Source organism: Cupriavidus sp. SS-3, from assembly GCF_035818815.1.
GTDB classification, from domain to species: Bacteria; Pseudomonadota; Gammaproteobacteria; order Burkholderiales; family Burkholderiaceae; genus Cupriavidus; species Cupriavidus taiwanensis_C.
Window position 1 is genome coordinate 97,207 of the sequence record NZ_JAYLVT010000017.1, and the last position, 17,516, is coordinate 114,722.

The window sequence follows — 17,516 nt, forward strand, 5'->3', positions numbered from 1 at the left end:
ACCGCGCGGCGCTCTAGACGGGCTCGCGCGCGGCGTCGACCAGGTACTGGATCAGGGTTTCGGCGAACTGCGGCAGTTCGCGCCCCGGCCGGCGCACCAGGCGCAGCTCGCGCCTGGCCCATTCGTCCTCCAGCGGGATAAAGCGCAGCACCTTGCGGCTGGCATAGCGGCGCGCGCAGCTGTTGGGCACGATGGCGATGCCGGCGCCGGCCTCGACCATGCGGCATACCGCATCGAAGCTGCCCACCTGGATGCGCAGGCTGATGCGCTTGCCCATGCCGGCGGCAATGCGGTCGAGGAATGACTGGATCGCGCTGAACTGGTTCAGCCCGACAAAGCGGCAGGTATCGAGCAGGTCGGCGAAATGCAGCCGCTTGAAGGTCGGCAGCGGATGGTTGACCGGCGCGATCACGATCAGCGCGTCGCTGCACAGATGCATCGCATCCAGGTCCTGGGTGGCAACCTCGCCGGCGACGATGCCGAGGTCGGCGGCGCCCGCGCTGATTGCCGACACGATCTCCTGCGACAGGTGCTCTTCCAGCTCGATATCCACGTCCGGGTTCTCGCTGAGGAAACGCGACACGCCGGTGGCGAGGAACGAGTTGGTCGCGGTGGTGTTGGCCAGCAGCCGCACGCGCCCCTTCACGCCCTTGGCATACGGGCGCAGGTCCGCGTGCAGGCATTCGAGTTCGCGGAAGACCTCGCGCGCGTGGCGCAGCAGCGCGTCGCCGGCCGGCGTAAGCCGCACGCCCTTGACCTGGCGGATCAGCAATTGTGTCTGGAACGCCTCTTCCAGCTGCTTGATCCGCGTGCTGGCGGCGGGCAGCGACAGAAAGCTGCGCTCGGCGGCACGGGTCAGGTTCTCCGTCTCGCCGACATTCAGGAAGAGGCGGAGGTCGGTCAGGTCGTAATGCATGGGCTTCTGTCAGGCCAAAGGCCAGTTTTGTGATTCGTGAATTCCAAAGGCTCGGGCGTCAATTTATCGTATCCGCTGCGGCGTGGACATCCGGATTGACCGCAGCGGCGGGCGTGGCCCGCTGCGCGGAGGCTGTTTCACCCGGTTTGCGGTCGGTGACCGCACAAAAAGTATTCAGAGGTCGAGTTCAGAGGAGACATGCAATGAGCGGTTTGATGGCAGGCAAGGTTGCGCTGGTGACGGGCGCCGGGGGTGGGATCGGGCGCGGCATCGCGCTGGCCATGGCGGCCGCCGGTGCCAGGGTGGTGGTCAATGACCTGGGCGTGTCGATGACCGGCGAGGGCGGCGACGCCGGGCCCGCGCAGCGCGTGGTCGAGGAAATCCGCGCCGCCGGCGGCGAAGCCGTGGCCAGCACCGACAGCGTGTCGACCTGGGCCGGCGCCAACGCCATCGTGCAATGCGCGCTCGACAACTTCGGCCGCATCGACGCCGTGGTCAACAACGCAGGCAACCTGCGCGACCGCATGTTCTTCAAGATGAACGAGGAAGAATGGCGCTCGGTGATCGACGTGCACCTGAACGGCACCTTCTTCGTCAGCCGCGCCGCGGCCAACTACTTCAAGGACCAGGAGAGCGGCGCCTACGTGCACATGACCTCCACCTCGGGCCTGATCGGCAACCTGGGCCAGGCCAACTATTCGGCGGCCAAGCTGGGCATCGCCGCGCTGTCGAAGTCGATCGCGCTGGACATGCAGCGTTTCAACGTGCGCTCGAACTGCATCGCGCCGTTCGCGTGGAGCCGCATGACCAGCTCGATCCCCGCCGAAACGCCGGAAGAAAAGGCGCGCGTGGCCAAGCTGCAGAAGATGGAAGCCGGCAAGATCGGCCCGGTCGCGGTCTACCTGGCCAGCCCGGCGGCGAGCGAGGTCAACGGCCAGATCTTCGCGGTGCGCGCCAACGAGATCATCCTGATGAGCCAGCCGCGTCCGGTGCGCTCGGTCCATATGAGCGAGGGCTGGACGCCGGAGTCGGTGGGCGAGGTCGCCATGCCGGCGATGCGCAGCAGCTTCTTCAAGCTGGAGCGCTCGCCCGACGTGATCAGCTGGGACCCGATCTGATGACGGCCGGCCAAGCCCCGGTGCGCGGCGCGCTTGCCGGCGTGCGCGTGCTGGACCTGTCGCGCATCCTGGCCGGCCCGTGGTGCGCGCAGAACCTGGCGGACCTGGGCGCCGAGGTGATCAAGGTCGAGCGCCCCGGCGCCGGCGACGATACCCGTTCGTGGGGGCCGCCGTGGCTGCCCGGCGCGGACGGGCAGCCGTCGCGCGACGCCACCTACTTTGCCGGCGCCAACCGCGGCAAGCAGTCGGTCACGCTCGATATCGCCAGCCCGCAGGGGCAGCAGATCGTGCGCGAGCTGGCCGCGAAGTCGCAGATCGTGCTGGAGAACTACAAGGTCGGCGACCTGAAGCGCTACGGGCTGGACTATGACAGCCTGAAGGCTGTGAACCCGGCACTGGTCTACTGTTCGATTACAGGCTATGGCCAGACCGGGCCGAGCGCGCACAAGCCCGGCTACGACTTTATTTTCCAGGGCCTGGGCGGCCTGATGAGCGTCACCGGCGAGCGCGACGACCTGCCCGGTGGCGGGCCGCAGAAGGTGGGCGTGGCGGTGGTCGACATGCTGACCGGCATGTACGCCACCGTGGCCGTGCTGGCCGCGCTGCGCCATGCCGAACGCACCGGCGAGGGCCAGCATATCGACATGGCGCTGCTCGACGCGGTGGTGGCGGTCGGCGCCACCCCCATCATCGCGCAGCGCGTGACCGGCCAGGCCATGCCGCGCTACGGCAACGCGCACGCCAACATGGTGCCCTACCATGTGTTCGCCACCGCCGACGGCTACATGATCGTCGCGGCCGGCAACGACGGGCAGTGGCAGGCGTATTGCCGCGGTGTCGAGCGTCCCGACCTGGCCGCCGACGAGCGCTTTGCCACCGGCCCCGGCCGCATCATCCACCGCGACACGCTGGTGCCCCTGCTCGAGGCGCATATGCGCACGCGGCCGACCGCGCACTGGGTGCAGGCGCTGGAAGCGCAGGGCATCCCGTGCGGGCCGATCAACGACTATGGCCAGGTGCTGGAAGATCCGCAGGTGCGGCATCGCGAGCTGCAGGTCGACCTGGTGCGCGACGACGGCAGCCTGTGCCCGACCGTCAAGAGCCCGCTGCGGCTGTCGGCCACCCCGGTGCAATACGATGCGCCGCCGCCGCGCCTGGGCCAGCATACCGAGCAGGTGCTGCAGACGGTGCTGGGCCTGTCGGCCGAGCGCATCGCGCGGCTGCGCGAGCAAGGCGTGGTCTGAGCGCGTGCCGGCCGCCGCGTCAAGCGCGCGGGGGCCGGCGTGCCGCTGCAGGGATTGCGTCACTGGCGTAGGCTGTCCGGGTAGCGGCCGCATGCCGCGTCCTTCCCGGAGACAGCCATGGACGAAGAAACCTTCAACCTCAGCATCCGCAAGTTCCTGAAGGTGGTCGGGGTGAATTCCCAGCGCGAGATCGAGCAGGCCGTCGCCCGCGCCGTGGCCGACGGCTCGCTGGCCGGCAACGAGCACCTGCCGGTGTCGGTGACGCTGGAGCTGGCGGCGATAAAGCTGCAGGCGCGCTTCGACGGCGAGATCCGGCTTGAGTAAGCCGCCGGCTGCGCCATCGCCGGCTAGGCCGCCGGCACGCCTTCCTTGCGCATGCCGCGCATCCGGTATTCCCCCGGCGCCACGCCGGTCCATTTCTTGAAGGCGCGGTGGAACGTGCTCGGCTCGGAAAAACCGAGCCGCAGCGCCACGTCCTGCAGCGTCATGCCGGGACGCTCCATCATGCCGATGGCCACGTCGCGCCGCAGGCTGTCCTTGATGCTCTGGTAGCCGCGCCCTTCGTCGCGCAGGCGGCGGCGCAGGGTCTGCGGCGTGAGCCGCAGCAGCTGCGCCATCTGCTCCAGCGACGGCAGTTCGTCGTCCAGGTGCGAGCGCAGGTGCTGCCGGATGCGTTCCGCCAGGCAGCTGTTGTCGCGGTAGCGGATCAGCAGGTTGCGCGGGGTCTCGCGCAGGAAGTCGCGCAGGCTGGCGGCGTCCTGCATCACCGGCAGGCGCAGCGAGGCGGCGTCGAAGTGCAGGGCGGTAACGGGCTGCCCGTAGCTGACCGCGGCCTTGAATACGCGCTCGGTATCGGTGCGCCCCTGCGACGCGGCGGCGCTCAGGTCGACCCGCGTCAGCGGGATCTGCCCGGCCACCAGCCAGCTGACCAGCGCATAGGCATGGAACACAAAGGTCGATTCGGCAAAGCTGCGGCACGCCGACGCGGGCGCACGCGGATGCAGCACCACCGCCGCGGTCTTGCCGTCGACGCCCACATGCAGGCGCGGCGCGAAGGCGTCGATATGCTGGCGGTACAGGCGCAGCCCGGTGCGGATGGCGTCCTCGAGCGTGGCGCAATGGACCAGGCTGCGGCACACCTGCGCGAACACCCCAGGCGTCACGGGCCGGTCCAGCAGGCCCCACAGCTCATCGCGCATGACCCGGCGCAGCGTGCGGATCAGGGCCGCATACTGGCCCTGCGTCACGCGCGCGCTGGGCGAGGCCGGCAGGGCCGGCGAGATGTCGGCGCGGCGCAGCAGCGCATCGATGTCGTAGCCGAGCCGCCGCGCGCCCTGCAGGATATGCGTCACATGCTGGATGGCGATGGTGTGGCGAGCCGGCGCGGGTGGTTCCACCGTAGCACCCGAAGCCGCCGGGCTGCCGGCTTCGCGCAGGCGCGCCTCCGGCAGCGCGTGGCCGGCAATGTGCGGCTTGCCCGGCATCGGCGGGCGCAGCGATGGCAGAACGGCTGTTTGCATGGGTCTCCTCGTCACGGCGACGCGCCGGTGCCGGCCTCTCCAGGCCTTTCAGCCCTCTGGCCACATCATGGCGCCACCTTAGCAAGCCCGCGCGGCGCCGCACAATCGGGATTTGCCAAAGCCTGCCTTCCGCCTGAGCGATTCGGCCAATCATTTTGGCGCGTCTGGTCATTGTCCACGCACCGCAGCATCGCGCACTCTCCGGCAAGTACCTCTACAAGGCCGGCCCACCGGCCCGGGCGGATCCTGCAACGCGGCAAAAAGCCCGTGCCCGCCCACGGAAAACCAAAGGAGACAGCACATGCAGGCAGATCGTCGTAGTGGAGAGCGTAGTCCGCGTCGCCGTACCCTGGGCCGCCTCGGCGCCGGATTGCTGGCGTGGAGCGGACTCGCAGCCGGCATGCTGGGCGCGGGCGTGGCCCACGCCCAGGCTGACTTCCCGGCACGCACCGTGCGTATGGTGGTGCCGTTCCCGGCCGGCGGCGCCACCGACGTGCTGGCGCGCGCGCTGGCCGAGGGCCTGGGCAAGCAGTGGAAGCGGCCGGTGGTGGTGGAGAACCGCCCGGGCGCCAGCGGCATGCTGGGCGCCGAAGTGGTCGCCCGTGCCGAGGCCGACGGCCATACCGCGCTGCTGACGATCACGCCGCTGGTGCAGGCGCCGAGCCTGTATGCGCGCGCGCCGTATGACCCGGTGAAGGATTTTGCCGCGGTGTCCGAACTCGGCACCACCAACCTGGTGTTCGCGGTCAATACCAGCGCCGTGCCGGCCACCAACCTGAAGGACTTTATCGCGCTGGTGCGCACCAAGCCCAGGCAGTTCTCCTATGGCTCGTTCGGCGCGGGCTCCAGCGGCCACTTGTATGGCGAAGTCTTCAACGACGCCGCCAAGATCGACATGCTCCATGTCTCGTACAAGGGCGAGGCGCCGGAGCTGAACGACCTGCTTGGCGGCCAGGTGCCGGCCGCGGTGATCTCGGTGATGGGCGCCAAGCCCCATGTCGCCACCGGCCGCCTGCGCGCGCTGGCGGTGACCGGACCCGCGCGCGCGCCGCAACTGCCGGACGTCCCCACCTTCCGCGAGGCCGGCATCGAGGGCATGGACGCCATGGGCTGGTTCGGCCTGCTGCTGCCGGCCGCCACGCCGCGCCCGATCGTCGAGAAGTTTTCCGCCGACGTCAATCGCGTGCTGGCCCAGCCCGACGTGCGCAAGCGCATGAGCGAGCTTGGCGTGATCCTGACCGGCAGCACGCCCGACGCGTTCGCCCAGACCGTCCAGGCCGACTACGTGCGCTGGGGCAAGGTGATCCGCACGCGCAATATCCGCCTGGACTGAGCTGTTCCGCTTGACCCGTATCCGATCCGCATCTGACTCGCTATTGCTGCAATGAAGCCTGCTACAAGCCCTGCCCCACGCACTGCCCAGCCGTTCCGTTCCCCCGCCTGGCCGCCCGGCCTGCCGGCGACGCTGCATACGCCGCGCACCAGCCTGTTCTACAACGTCGAGGTCGCGGCGCAGCGCTATCCGGACAAGACCGCGATCCAGTACTTCGGCACCGCGATCTCGTATGGCGAGCTGCGCGAAGAGATCGAGCGGATGGCCGGCTACCTGCAGCAGGCCTGCGGCATCCAGCCCGGCGACCGGGTGGTGTTGTTCAGCCAGAACTGCCCGCAGTTCATCATTGCCTATTACGCCATCCTGCGCGCCGAAGGCGTGGTCGTGCCCGCCAACCCGATGTGGCTGGAAGCCGAGCTCGCCCACGTGGTGCAGGACAGCGGCGCGGTCGCCGCCTTCGCCGGCTGCGAGCTGTACCCGCGCATGGCGCCGCTGCACGGCCCGGCGCTGCGCCACGTGATCCTGCACGACTACGCGGGCATGCTGCGCGACGACGGCGGCCTGCCGGTGCCGGCCTGGCTGCGCGAGCCGCCGCCCGCGCCGCAGGCCGCGCCGTCGGGCGCGATGCCGGTGGCCTGGGACACCGCCAGCGGCGCGGGGCACCGGCCGCTGCCGCACCAGGCCGGGCACGACACACTGTGCATGCTGGCCTATACCTCCGGCACCACCGGCAACCCCAAGGGCTGCATGCATACCCACGGCACGCTGATGACCGCGGCCGCCGGTTCGGTGATCTGGCGTGGCGGCTCGGCCGAATCGGTGGTGCTGGCGGTGGCGCCGATGTTCCACCTGCTGGGCATGCAGAACTGCATGAACTCGCCGCTCTACCTGGGCGCGACGGTGGTGCTGATGCCGCGCTGGGACCGCGCGCTGGCCGCGGACCTGATCGAGCGCTACCGCGTCTCGGTGTGGGGCGCGCCGCCGGCGATGATGGTGGACTTCTTCTCCCAGCCCGGCATCGACGCGCGCGACCTGTCCAGCCTGGCGTACGTCGGCGGCGGCGGCGCGGCCATGCCGGAGGCCGTGGCCAACATGCTGCAGCAGCGCTTCGGGCTGCCCTATGTCGAGGCCTACGGCATGACCGAGACCGCGGCCTTCATCCTGTCGAACCCGCGCAACCAGCCCAAGCGCGAATGCCTGGGCATCGCCACCTTCGGCGTGGACGCGCGCGTGGTCGACCCCGAGACGCTGCGCGAACTGCCCCACGGCGAGACCGGCGAGATCGTGGTCCACGGCGGCCAGGTGATGCAGGGCTACTGGCACAACGAAGACGCCAACGCCGCCACCTTCATCGAGCTCGACGGCAAGCGCTTCCTGCGCACCGGCGACCTGGGTTTCATGGACGAGGAAGGCTACTTCTTCATGCGCGACCGCCTCAAGCGCATGATCAACGCGTCGGGCTACAAGGTCTGGCCGGCCGAGGTGGAGAACATGCTGTACGGCCACCCGGCCATCCACGAAGCCTGCGTGATCGCGGCGCGCGACGAGCGCCGCGGCGAAACCGTCAAGGCGGTGGTGGCGCTGCGCCCTGACGCGCGCGGCACGGCGGAAGCCGAACCCGAACGCATCATGGCCTGGTGCCGCGAGCACATGGCCGCGTACAAGGTGCCGCGCATCGTCGACGTGGTCGAGGCGCTGCCCAAGTCGGCCACCGGCAAGATCCTGTGGCGCGCGCTGCAGGAACGCGAGATGCAGGCGGACCATCCCGGCAACTGATGGTGGCGGTGATGCCCACCCAGCGCAGCAACCCGAGCAGCAAAGAGAGAGACAACATGCAGCAGAGCAGACGCAACTGGCTGGCGCAGGCCGGCACCCTGGCCGGCGCGGCCATCCTTGGCCACGCGGGCCAGGCCTTCGCCCAGCAACAGTACCCCGCCAAGCCGATCCGGCTGATCGTGCCATACCCGGCCGGCGGCGGCACCGATACCGTAGGGCGGCTGATCGGCCAGCGCCTCGCCGAAAGCCTGGGCCAGCCGGTGGTGGTGGAAAACAAGCCGGGCGCCAGCGGCATGCTGGGCAACGACACCGTCGCCAAGGCGCCGGCCGACGGCTACACCCTGCTGCTGGCGATCACCGCGCTGATCCAGTCGCCGGCGCTATACAAGCGCACCCCGTACGACGTCGCCAAAGACTTCACCCCGGTCTCGCTGATCGCCAAGTCGTCCGACCTGTTCGTGGTGCCCAACCGCGTGCCGGCCAGCACCATGCGCGAGTTCCTGGCGCTGGCCAAGTCCGGCAAGCTCAGCTATGGCTCGTACGGCAACGGCACCTCGTCGCACCTGCACGGCGAGCTGCTGCGCCAGCAGGCCGGCATCGAGATCGCGCATATCCCGTACAAGGGCGCGGCGCCGCTGATGAGCGACCTGCTCGGCGGCCAGGTGGACAGCGCCTTCGTCGACGTGACCTCGGCCAACCCTTACCTCACCAGCGGCAAGTTCAAGATCCTGGGCATCACCGGGACCCAGCGCTACAAGGCGCTGCCCAATGTGCCGACCTTCTCCGAGCTGGGCCTGGCGGGGTTCGAGCCCAATGGCTGGTTCGGGCTGTTCCTGCCCGGCAACGCGCCCAAGGACGTGACGGCAAGGCTGGCCGCCGAGACCGCACGCATCGTGCGGCTGCCCGAAGTGACGCAGAAGCTGGCCGGCATGGGTTTGCAGCCGGTCGGCTCCACGCCGCAGGAACTCGCCGCCGTGGTCGCCGGCGACACGCCAAAGTGGGCCAGGATCGTGCGCGACGCCAACATCCAGCTGGACTGACACACCGTACCGGAGGCCAAGCCATGGAAACCATCCGTTTTGCCGTCGAGGACGGTGTCGCCACGCTGACGCTGGATGCGCCGGCGCGCAAGAACGCGCTGTCGCTGCCGATGCGCGAGGAAATCGGCGAAGTGATTCGCCGGATACGGGACGACGACAGCGTGCGCGCCCTGATCCTGACTGCGGCCGGCACCGATTTCTCGTCGGGCGGCGACATCAGCTCGATGCAGGTCGAGATCAGCGCCGAGCAGGGCCGCAAGCGCCTGCGCAGGCTCCACGGCTGGCTGGAAGACCTGATCCAGCTGGACGTGCCGGTCATTGCCGCGGTCGACGGCGCCGCCTATGGCGCGGGCTTCAGCCTGGCGCTGACTGCCGACATCATCCTGGCCACGCCGCGCGCGCGCTTCGGGCTGCCGTTCCTGCGCATGGGGCTGGTGCCAGACTGTGGCGTGTTCTACACGCTGCCGCGGATGATCGGCCTGCAGCGGGCCAAGGCGCTGATGTTCTCGATGCGCGAGCTCAGCGCCCAGGCCGCGCAAGACCTTGGCATCGTCATGGAAATCGTGCCGGCCGACGGCCTGCAGGCGCGCGCCCGTGCGCTCGCGCAGGCATTCACCGAGGCCTCGCCGGTGGCGGTCAGCCTGACCAAGCAGGCGCTCAATGCATCGCTGGGCCAGGACCTGGGCACCATGCTGGCGATGGAGGCGGATGCGCAGGGCATCGCCTTCTCCACCGGCTACCGCCGCGAGGCCGCCGACCGCTTCATGGCCAAGCAGCCGCTGCGCTACCGCTGGCCGGACTGAGGGCGGACCGGCGGGGCTTGCCGTCCCGCATCGGTTGCCCCCTGGCTTGCGCCCCTATTTATATAGGCAGGTAATCCGGCGCCGACCGGGCTTGCCGCTTCATTATTCACGTTTACCCTGATACCGGTACGACTTATGGGATCCCAAGACCAGAACGCGGCGCCCGCCGCACGCCAGACCCCCTGGATGAACGAAGAGCTGGAAATGTTCCAGGACACCGTGCGCCGCTTCGTCGAGCGCGAGCTCGCCCCCAACGAGGCCCGCTGGGCCGAGCAGGGCTACATCGACCGCGACATGTGGCGCCGCGCCGGCCAGATCGGGCTGCTGTGCGCCAGCATCCCCGAGGAATACGGCGGCGGCGGCGGCACCTTCGCCCACGAGGCCATCATCACCCAGGAGATGTCGCGCGCGGTCTGCACCAGCCTGGGCAACAACGTGCACAGCGGCATCGTGGCGCACTACCTGCTGCGCTACGGCACCGAAGCGCAGAAGCAGAAATGGCTGCCGCAGATGGCCAGCGGTGAATTGGTGGCGGCCATCGCGATGTCGGAACCCGGCGCCGGTTCCGACCTCAAAGCGATACGCACCCGCGCGCTGCGGGAACCGACCCCGGACGGAGACTGCTATCGCATCAACGGCGCCAAGACCTTCATCACCAACGGCTACCATGCCGACCTGATCTGCGTGGTGGCCAAGACCGATCCGGAAGCCGGTTCGCGCGGGGTGTCGCTGGTCATGGTGGAAACCCGCGACCTGCCGGGCTTCCGTCGCGGCCGCATCCTGGAAAAGATCGGGCAGAAGGGCCAGGACACCGCCGAGCTGTTCTTCGACGACGTGCTGGTGCCGTGCGACAACCTGCTCGGCACGCAGGAAGGGCAGGGCTTTTACCAGCTGATGCAGCAGCTGCCGCAGGAGCGCATGATCATTGCGCTGGGCGCGGTGGCCACCATGCAGCGCGCGATCGAGCTGACCACCGACTACGTGCGCCAGCGCAAGGTGTTCGGCCAGCCGCTCGGCGACCTGCAGAACACGCGCTTCAAGCTGGCCGAATGCAAGACCGTGGCCACCATCGCCGCGACCTTCGTCGACGACTGCATGCAGCGCCTGATGGACGGCCAGCTCGATGCGGCGACCGCGGCGATGGCCAAATGGTGGTGCACCCAACAGAACTGCCAGGTCATCGACGAGTGCCTGCAGTTGCACGGCGGTTACGGCTACATGCTGGAATACCCGATCGCGCGCATGTACGCGAACGCACGCGTCAGCAAGATCTTCGGCGGCTCCAACGAGATCATGAAGGAGCTGGTCGCGCGCACGCTCTGAGTGCCGTTAGCGCGGGCGCTGCGCTATCAGCACTGTCTGTGTGCTAGTGCGCGCCGGCAATGCGAGACGTCGCAAAACGCCTGACGACATGCGCAAAAATGAAAGCCGGCACCTGTGCCGGCTTTCGTGCTTATGGTTACAAAACCAGCTGTGCACGGATGGCGGGAAAGGTGTAAGGTGTGTCACAAGCATGGTCAATGGCCCGTCGCGCGCGGAGGCGAAGCCGAGTGGAATCAGCCAAAAGCTGACAGCGAAATCCGGCAGGAATGCAGCGGGAAATGCAGCAGCGAAACACCCGTTGCATCGATGCAAGATTCGTCAACTCGGACTCCACCATCGCCGTTATTTGACTATGATGAAGTAAAGACTTCGCAACATGACAGGTCGCCAGGCCGGGGTGGTGTACCGCGAACGTTGCGCGAAGCCTTGGGGGTAGCACTACCTACGCCTCGGACGTGAACTCTGACGGGAGTGAGGTATGGACATTTTTGGCCATTACGCTACGCGGTTCGAAGCTCGCAAGGAAGAGGAATACAGCATCCAGGAATACCTGGAGATCTGCAAGAAGGATCCGACTGCCTACGCGACCGCTGCCGAACGCATGCTCGCCGCGATCGGTCAGCCTGAGCTGGTGGATACCCACCACGATCCCAGGCTGTCCCGCCTGTTCTTCAACAAGGTCATTCGCATCTATCCGGCCTTCCGCGACTTCTACGGCATGGAGGACACGATCGAGCAGATCGTCTCGTTCTTCAAGCACGCGGCGCAGGGCCTGGAAGAGCGCAAGCAGATCCTGTATCTGCTCGGGCCTCCCGGCGGCGGCAAGTCCTCGCTCGCGGAGAAGCTGAAGGCGTTGATGGAACAGATCCCCATCTACGCGCTGAAGGGGTCGCCCATCCACGAGTCGCCCCTGGGTCTGTTCTCGCCGGAAGAAGACGGCAAGATCCTGGAAGAGGACTACGGCATCCCGCTGCGCTATCTCAATACCATTGCCTCGCCATGGGCAGTGAAACGCCTGCACGAGTTCAACGGCGACATCACCAAGTTCAAGGTGGTGAAGCTGCGCCCGTCGGTGCTGTCGCAGATCGCGATCTCGAAGACCGAGCCGGGCGACGAGAACAACCAGGACATCTCGTCGCTGGTGGGCAAGGTCGACATCCGCAAGCTCGAGGACTTCCCGCAGGACGATCCGGACGCGTACTCGTATTCAGGCGGCCTGTGCCTGGCCAACCGCGGCCTGCTAGAGTTCGTCGAAATGTTCAAGGCGCCGATCAAGGTGCTGCACCCGCTGCTGACCGCGACCCAGGAAGGCAACTACAAGGGCACGGAAGGCTTCGGCGCGATCCCGTTCGACGGCGTCATCCTGGCGCACTCGAACGAGGCCGAGTGGCAGACCTTCAAGGCGGACAAGAACAACGAGGCTTTCCTCGACCGGATCTATATCGTCAAGGTGCCGTACTGCCTGCGCGTGTCCGACGAGGTCAAGATCTACGACAAGCTGTTGCGCAGCAGTTCGCTGTCGGCCGCCCCGTGCGCGCCCAACACGCTGAAGATGATGGCGCAGTTCGCGGTGCTCACGCGCATCAAGGAGCCCGAGAACTCCAACATCTTCTCCAAGATGCGCGTCTACGACGGCGAGAGCCTGAAGGACGTGGACCCGAAGGCAAAGTCGTACCAGGAATACCGCGACTACGCCGGCATCGACGAAGGCATGAACGGGCTGTCGACGCGCTTCGCGTTCAAGGTCCTGTCCAAGGTCTTCAACTTCGACAACACCGAAGTGGCGGCCAACCCGGTGCACCTGCTGTACGTGCTCGAGCAGCAGATCGAGCGCGAGCAGTTCCCGCCGGAGCAGGAAGCCAAGCTGCTGTCGTATATCAAGGAGTACCTGACCACGCCGTTCGTTGAGTTCATCGGCAAGGAGATCCAGACCGCTTACCTGGAGTCGTATTCTGAGTACGGGCAGAACATCTTCGACCGCTATGTGGTGTTCGCCGACCTGTGGATCCAGGACCAGGAGTACCGCGATCCCAACACCGGCGAAATCCTCGACCGCAACGCGCTGAACGACGAGCTGGAGAAAGTGGAAAAGCCCGCGGGGATCTCCAACCCGAAGGACTTCCGCAACGAGATCGTCAACTTCGTGCTGCGGGCGCGGGCCAACAACGGTGGCAAGAACCCGGTCTGGACCAGCTATGAAAAGCTGCGGATGGTGATCGAGAAGCGCATGTTCTCCACCACGGAGGACCTGCTTCCGGTGATCTCGTTCAACGCCAAGTCTTCGCGCGAAGACCAGGACAAGCACGAGAACTTCGTCAACCGCATGGTCGAGAAGGGGTACACGCCCAAGCAAGTGAGACTGTTGGTGGAGTGGTATCTGCGCGTAAGAAAGTCATCGTAACGGCGCCGCGGAACAGGTCTCTCAACGAGGGCAACATATGGCTACGGTCATCGATCGGCGCGAAAACGGCGGCAACAAGAGTGCCGTCAACCAGCAACGCTTCATCAAGCGCTACCGCGAGCAGATCCGGCAAGCGGTGGCAAAGGCGGTGTCCGGCCGGAAGATCATGGACATCGAGCAGAGCGGGCAGGTGTCCATTCCGGTCAAGGACATCAGCGAACCGATCTTCCACCACGGCCCGGGCGGGCGGCGCGAGTGGATTCACCCTGGCAACAAGAAGTTCGTCAAGGGCGATTCCTTCGACCGCCAGCAGCAGGGCGGCGGCGGGACCGGTTCGCGGGCCAGCGACAGCGGCGAGGGCGAGGACGATTTCGTCTTCACGCTGTCGCGCGAGGACTTCCTCAATTTCTTCTTCGAGGACATGGCGCTGCCGGACCTGGCCAAGCGCCACCTCGCCAAGATTGCCGAGGTGCGCAAGGTGCGCGCCGGCTATTCCATCGACGGCACCCCGTCCAACCTGTCGATCCTGCGCACCATGCGCAGTTCGCTGGGGCGGCGCATCGCCTTGTCCAGCCCTTACCAGAAGCGCCTGCGCCAGCTGGAGCTGGCCTATGCCGAGGCACTGGAGCAGGACGGACCGTATGCCGAAGGCACGCTCGAGCTGATGGAGAAGATGCGGCACCTGCGCGCCTGCATCGATCGCGTTCCCTTTATCGAGAAGCTCGACCTGCGCTACAACAACCGCGTGCTCAAGAAGCGCCCGCAGGCCCAGGCGGTGATGTTCTGCCTGATGGACGTGTCCGGCTCGATGGACGAGAGCCGCAAGGACCTGGCCAAGCGCTTCTTCATGCTGCTGTACCTGTTCCTGAAGCGCAACTACGAGCGCATCGACGTGGTGTTTATCCGCCATCACACCGTGGCGAAGGAAGTCGAAGAGGAAGATTTCTTCCACTCGCGCGAGTCCGGCGGCACCGTGGTATCGAGCGCGCTCAAGCTGATGGTGGAGGTCATCCACGACCGCTATCCGCCCAGTCAGTGGAACATCTATTGCGCGCAGGCCTCGGACGGGGATAACTGGGCCGGCGATTCCGAGCTGTGCGGGCGGCTGCTGCGCGAGTCGATCCTGCCGCTGGTGCAGTATTACGCCTATGTGGAGGTAGCGTCGGAAGAGCCGCAGAACCTCTGGGAAGAGTATCTGACGGTGAAGAGCCAGTTCGATCACTTTGCGATGCAGCGCATCATCGGCGCGGACGAGATCTACCCGGTGCTGCACGACCTGTTCCAGAAACGCGCGGCATAATCAGTGCTGGGCCGGCCATTGGCGGCAATGACCGGCAAGCCGCGGTGAAGAAGGCAATATTGGCAAGACAGGGGACCTGGCGGCGCGCCCGTGCCGCATGAACCGGCCTGCCTGTCTTGCGCGGACGAAAGGGGCGAAGATGGCTTATCTGTCCACGGGTTCGGAATGGACCTTCGAGCTGATCAACCGGTATGACCGCGAGATTTCCCGCATCGCCGGCGAATTCGGCCTGGATACCTATCCCAACCAGATCGAGATCATCACCGCGGAGCAGATGCTCGACGCCTACGCGTCGGCGGGGCTGCCGGTGGGCTACAGCCACTGGTCCTACGGCAAGCACTTCCTGGCGTCGGAGCGCAGCTACCAGCGCGGGCACATGGGGCTGGCCTACGAGATCGTCATCAATTCCAATCCCTGCATCGCCTACCTGATGGAGGAGAACACCATGCCGATGCAGGCGCTGACCATCGCGCATGCCTGCTACGGCCACAACTCCTTCTTCAAGGGCAACTACCTGTTCCGCACCTGGACCAACGCCGACGCCATCGTCGACTACCTGCTGTTCGCCAAGAACTACGTGGCCGAGTGCGAGCAGCGCTACGGCGAGCAGGAGGTGGAACTGCTGCTGGACTCCTGCCACGCGCTGCAGAACTACGGCGTGGACCGCTACAAGCGGCCCAAGAAGCTGTCGATCACCGAGGAAAAGGCGCGCCAGGCCGACCGCGAGAACTACCTGCAGATGCAGGTCAACGACCTGTGGCGCACGCTGCCCAAGCACCGGCCGCACGCGCTGGCGTCCGAGGACGACACGGCCGAGCCGGATGTCCCGTTCCCGCCCGAGCCGCAGGAGAACCTGCTGTATTTCATCGAAAAGAATGCCCCCAAGCTGGCGCCGTGGCAGCGCGAGATCGTGCGCATCGTGCGCAAGATCGCGCAGTATTTCTACCCGCAGCGCCAGACCAAGGTGATGAACGAAGGCTGGGCCACGTTCTGGCACTACACCATCATCAACCAGCTGTACGAGGAAAAGCTGGTCAACGACGCCTTCATGATGGAGCTGCTGCAGGCGCACACCAACGTCATCTACCAGCCGCCGTACCACAGCCCGTACTACAGCGGCATGAACCCCTACACGGTGGGCTTCCTGATGTTCCAGGATTTGCGCCGCATGTGCGAGAACCCGACCGACGAGGACTACCGCTGGGCGCCAGAGATCGCCGGCACCGACTGGCGCAAGACGCTGGACTTTGCCATGCGCAACTTCAAGGACGAGAGCTTCCTGCTGCAGTTCCTGTCGCCGCGCGTGATCCGCGAGCTGAAGCTGTTCTCGGTGCTGGACGATGACCGCGAGGGCAAGCTGCGCGTCACCGCGATCCACGACGACGAGGGCTACCGCGCGATCCGCCAGCTGATGGCAGCGCAGTACGACCTGTCCAGCATGGAACCCAATATCCAGGTCACCAACGTCGATGTCGGCGGCGACCGCTCGCTGACATTGCGCCACCTGCAGAACGACCGGCGTCCGCTGGCGCACAACTTCGATGAAGTGGTGCGGCACGTGACCCGGCTGTGGGGCTTTACCGTGCGGCTGGAGGTGGCCTATGAAGACGGCCGCACCGAGCTCAAGTACGAATGCAAGCCTGAGCGCCGCCACCGCCGCCCGCATGGCAGCGGGCTGAGCCTGGCCGCCTGAGCGGCAGGCGGCGCCCCTGGCCCCGCCGCTTCAGCCGGCGGGCGCCGGCTCGCACCAGTCGCGCACCAGTTCCACCGCCTTGCGGCCATCGCTGGCACAGACTACTTCGCCCAGCACGCGGCTCCACCAGCGTTCCGACCCGTCCGCCACGCGCCACGCATGCAACCGGCGCGTATAGAGCTGCAGGTCATATTCCTCGGTAATGCCGATCGCGCCGTGCACGGCATGCGCGATCGCGGCCACCGGCGTGACCGCGTCGCTGGCGCGCAGCTTGCCGATTGCCGCGCGCAGCGGGTCGGGCGTGGCGCCGTCGCTGTCGCAGGCCAGTTGCGCCGCCACGCGCGCCGCGGCGACATGCTCGGCCATCTCGCTGACCTGATGCTGGATCGCCTGGAACTTGCCGATGGCGCGGCCGAACTGCTGGCGGTCGTTGGCGTACTGCAGCGTCAGGTCGAGCACTTGCGACAGCGCGCCGGCCAGCTGCGCCGCATGCAGGCAGGCGCCCAGCGTGCGCACGGTGCCGGCCGGCAACTGGAATGCCGCGGGCGCGGCGGTGTCGGGACGCGGCACGCGCAGCGCCAGGTCGCCGTGGGCGCCGGTGGCCTCGGCGCGCGCCGCCGTGGCCGGCAGCAGCAGGCAGCGCTCGCCGTCCTGCAGCAGCAACCACTGCGCATGGCGTGCGTCCGCCACCAGCGTGGCCGCGGCGGCGCCGTCGTCGAAGCTTGCCAGCGCGATCGGGCCGTAGGGCAGCGCGACGCCGTTGGCATGCAGCAGCGCGCGCGCAAAGATGGTCTGCGCCAGCGGCAGCGGCAGCGCGTGGCGGCCGGTGACGAACAGCACCGGTGCCAGTTCGCGCAGCGCCAGCGCGGCGCCGCCGGCGGATTCGGGCAACAGGCAGTCGGCGAAGCCGCTGTCTTGCAGCGCTTGCCATAGCGGCTGCGGGTCGGCGTGCTGTTCCAGCGCGCGCACCGTGGCGGGAGCGCAGCAGTCGCGCAGCAGCGCGTCGAGGGCATCGGAGTAGGCGTTATGCATGGGCAATCTCGTTCAGG

The 17,516-nt window shown here is 67.1% G+C and carries 14 protein-coding genes; 11 read left to right on the forward strand and 3 right to left on the reverse strand.

Annotated elements, in window-relative coordinates; all coding sequences use genetic code 11:
• Positions 1 to 13: 13 nt before the first annotated feature.
• The gene (locus U9J39_RS22605) at positions 14 to 916 is read right to left on the reverse strand and encodes a LysR substrate-binding domain-containing protein (RefSeq protein WP_012355383.1); all 903 of its coding nucleotides are present in this window, start codon (positions 914 to 916) and stop codon (positions 14 to 16) included.
• Positions 917 to 1,119: 203 nt separating this feature from the next.
• Between U9J39_RS22605 and U9J39_RS22610 the strand changes: the two genes are divergently transcribed.
• From U9J39_RS22610 to U9J39_RS22620, 3 genes are all read left to right on the forward strand, one after another.
• Complete coding sequence (locus U9J39_RS22610; RefSeq protein ID WP_115681571.1) at positions 1,120 to 2,034, forward strand: SDR family NAD(P)-dependent oxidoreductase; 915 nt, start codon at positions 1,120 to 1,122, stop codon at positions 2,032 to 2,034.
• Positions 2,034 to 3,278: a CaiB/BaiF CoA transferase family protein gene (locus U9J39_RS22615; RefSeq protein WP_115712567.1), complete on the forward strand. Its 1,245-nt coding sequence runs from the start codon at positions 2,034 to 2,036 to the stop codon at positions 3,276 to 3,278. The genes U9J39_RS22610 and U9J39_RS22615 overlap by 1 nt, the downstream gene beginning before the upstream one ends.
• A 117-nt stretch (positions 3,279 to 3,395) precedes the next feature.
• The gene (locus tag U9J39_RS22620; RefSeq protein ID WP_115712569.1) at positions 3,396 to 3,602 is read left to right on the forward strand and encodes a DUF6494 family protein; all 207 of its coding nucleotides are present in this window, start codon (positions 3,396 to 3,398) and stop codon (positions 3,600 to 3,602) included.
• Between the two features lie 23 nt (positions 3,603 to 3,625).
• On the opposite strand, the gene U9J39_RS22625 is transcribed toward U9J39_RS22620, so the two are convergent.
• Positions 3,626 to 4,798: an AraC family transcriptional regulator gene (locus U9J39_RS22625; RefSeq protein WP_326348139.1), complete on the reverse strand. Its 1,173-nt coding sequence runs from the start codon at positions 4,796 to 4,798 to the stop codon at positions 3,626 to 3,628.
• A gap of 301 nt (positions 4,799 to 5,099) precedes the next feature.
• Here U9J39_RS22625 and U9J39_RS22630 point away from each other — a divergent pair, with 301 nt between their 5' ends.
• From U9J39_RS22630 to U9J39_RS22665, 8 genes are all read left to right on the forward strand, one after another.
• Positions 5,100 to 6,131 (forward strand): Bug family tripartite tricarboxylate transporter substrate binding protein, encoded by a 1,032-nt coding sequence (locus tag U9J39_RS22630; RefSeq protein ID WP_115712572.1) that lies wholly within the window; start codon positions 5,100 to 5,102, stop codon positions 6,129 to 6,131.
• A gap of 51 nt (positions 6,132 to 6,182) precedes the next feature.
• Positions 6,183 to 7,907 (forward strand): long-chain fatty acid--CoA ligase, encoded by a 1,725-nt coding sequence (locus U9J39_RS22635; RefSeq protein ID WP_115712574.1) that lies wholly within the window; start codon positions 6,183 to 6,185, stop codon positions 7,905 to 7,907.
• A gap of 56 nt (positions 7,908 to 7,963) precedes the next feature.
• Positions 7,964 to 8,947 carry a Bug family tripartite tricarboxylate transporter substrate binding protein gene (locus U9J39_RS22640; protein WP_326348140.1) on the forward strand — a complete coding sequence of 328 codons (984 nt, stop codon included), beginning with the start codon at positions 7,964 to 7,966 and terminating at the stop codon, positions 8,945 to 8,947.
• Between the two features lie 23 nt (positions 8,948 to 8,970).
• Complete coding sequence (locus U9J39_RS22645; RefSeq protein WP_115712576.1) at positions 8,971 to 9,750, forward strand: enoyl-CoA hydratase/isomerase family protein; 780 nt, start codon at positions 8,971 to 8,973, stop codon at positions 9,748 to 9,750.
• Positions 9,751 to 9,885: 135 nt separating this feature from the next.
• A complete protein-coding gene (locus U9J39_RS22650; RefSeq protein WP_115712578.1) occupies positions 9,886 to 11,073 on the forward strand; it encodes an acyl-CoA dehydrogenase family protein in 1,188 nt (395 codons plus the stop codon).
• Positions 11,074 to 11,551: 478 nt separating this feature from the next.
• Positions 11,552 to 13,474: a PrkA family serine protein kinase gene (locus U9J39_RS22655; protein WP_012355394.1), complete on the forward strand. Its 1,923-nt coding sequence runs from the start codon at positions 11,552 to 11,554 to the stop codon at positions 13,472 to 13,474.
• A 37-nt stretch (positions 13,475 to 13,511) separates the two neighbouring features.
• Positions 13,512 to 14,774, forward strand: coding sequence for a YeaH/YhbH family protein (locus U9J39_RS22660; protein WP_115681563.1), 1,263 nt, complete (start codon positions 13,512 to 13,514; stop codon positions 14,772 to 14,774).
• A gap of 139 nt (positions 14,775 to 14,913) precedes the next feature.
• Positions 14,914 to 16,467 (forward strand): SpoVR family protein, encoded by a 1,554-nt coding sequence (locus U9J39_RS22665; protein ID WP_115712580.1) that lies wholly within the window; start codon positions 14,914 to 14,916, stop codon positions 16,465 to 16,467.
• Positions 16,468 to 16,497: 30 nt separating this feature from the next.
• Here U9J39_RS22665 and U9J39_RS22670 read toward each other — a convergent pair whose 3' ends face one another.
• Entirely contained in the window at positions 16,498 to 17,499 is a 1,002-nt protein-coding gene (locus U9J39_RS22670) for an acyl-CoA dehydrogenase family protein (RefSeq protein WP_326348141.1), read from the reverse strand.
• Between the last annotated feature and the right edge of the window lie 17 nt (positions 17,500 to 17,516).

Coding starts and splice junctions, on each gene's coding strand:
- U9J39_RS22605 (WP_012355383.1), bottom strand. CDS start 916: ATGCATTACGACCTGACCGACCTCCGCCTCTTCCTGAATGTCGGCGAG.
- U9J39_RS22610 (WP_115681571.1), top strand. CDS start 1,120: ATGAGCGGTTTGATGGCAGGCAAGGTTGCGCTGGTGACGGGCGCCGGG.
- U9J39_RS22615 (WP_115712567.1), top strand. CDS start 2,034: ATGACGGCCGGCCAAGCCCCGGTGCGCGGCGCGCTTGCCGGCGTGCGC.
- U9J39_RS22620 (WP_115712569.1), top strand. CDS start 3,396: ATGGACGAAGAAACCTTCAACCTCAGCATCCGCAAGTTCCTGAAGGTG.
- U9J39_RS22625 (WP_326348139.1), bottom strand. CDS start 4,798: ATGCAAACAGCCGTTCTGCCATCGCTGCGCCCGCCGATGCCGGGCAAG.
- U9J39_RS22630 (WP_115712572.1), top strand. CDS start 5,100: ATGCAGGCAGATCGTCGTAGTGGAGAGCGTAGTCCGCGTCGCCGTACC.
- U9J39_RS22635 (WP_115712574.1), top strand. CDS start 6,183: ATGAAGCCTGCTACAAGCCCTGCCCCACGCACTGCCCAGCCGTTCCGT.
- U9J39_RS22640 (WP_326348140.1), top strand. CDS start 7,964: ATGCAGCAGAGCAGACGCAACTGGCTGGCGCAGGCCGGCACCCTGGCC.
- U9J39_RS22645 (WP_115712576.1), top strand. CDS start 8,971: ATGGAAACCATCCGTTTTGCCGTCGAGGACGGTGTCGCCACGCTGACG.
- U9J39_RS22650 (WP_115712578.1), top strand. CDS start 9,886: ATGGGATCCCAAGACCAGAACGCGGCGCCCGCCGCACGCCAGACCCCC.
- U9J39_RS22655 (WP_012355394.1), top strand. CDS start 11,552: ATGGACATTTTTGGCCATTACGCTACGCGGTTCGAAGCTCGCAAGGAA.
- U9J39_RS22660 (WP_115681563.1), top strand. CDS start 13,512: ATGGCTACGGTCATCGATCGGCGCGAAAACGGCGGCAACAAGAGTGCC.
- U9J39_RS22665 (WP_115712580.1), top strand. CDS start 14,914: ATGGCTTATCTGTCCACGGGTTCGGAATGGACCTTCGAGCTGATCAAC.
- U9J39_RS22670 (WP_326348141.1), bottom strand. CDS start 17,499: ATGCATAACGCCTACTCCGATGCCCTCGACGCGCTGCTGCGCGACTGC.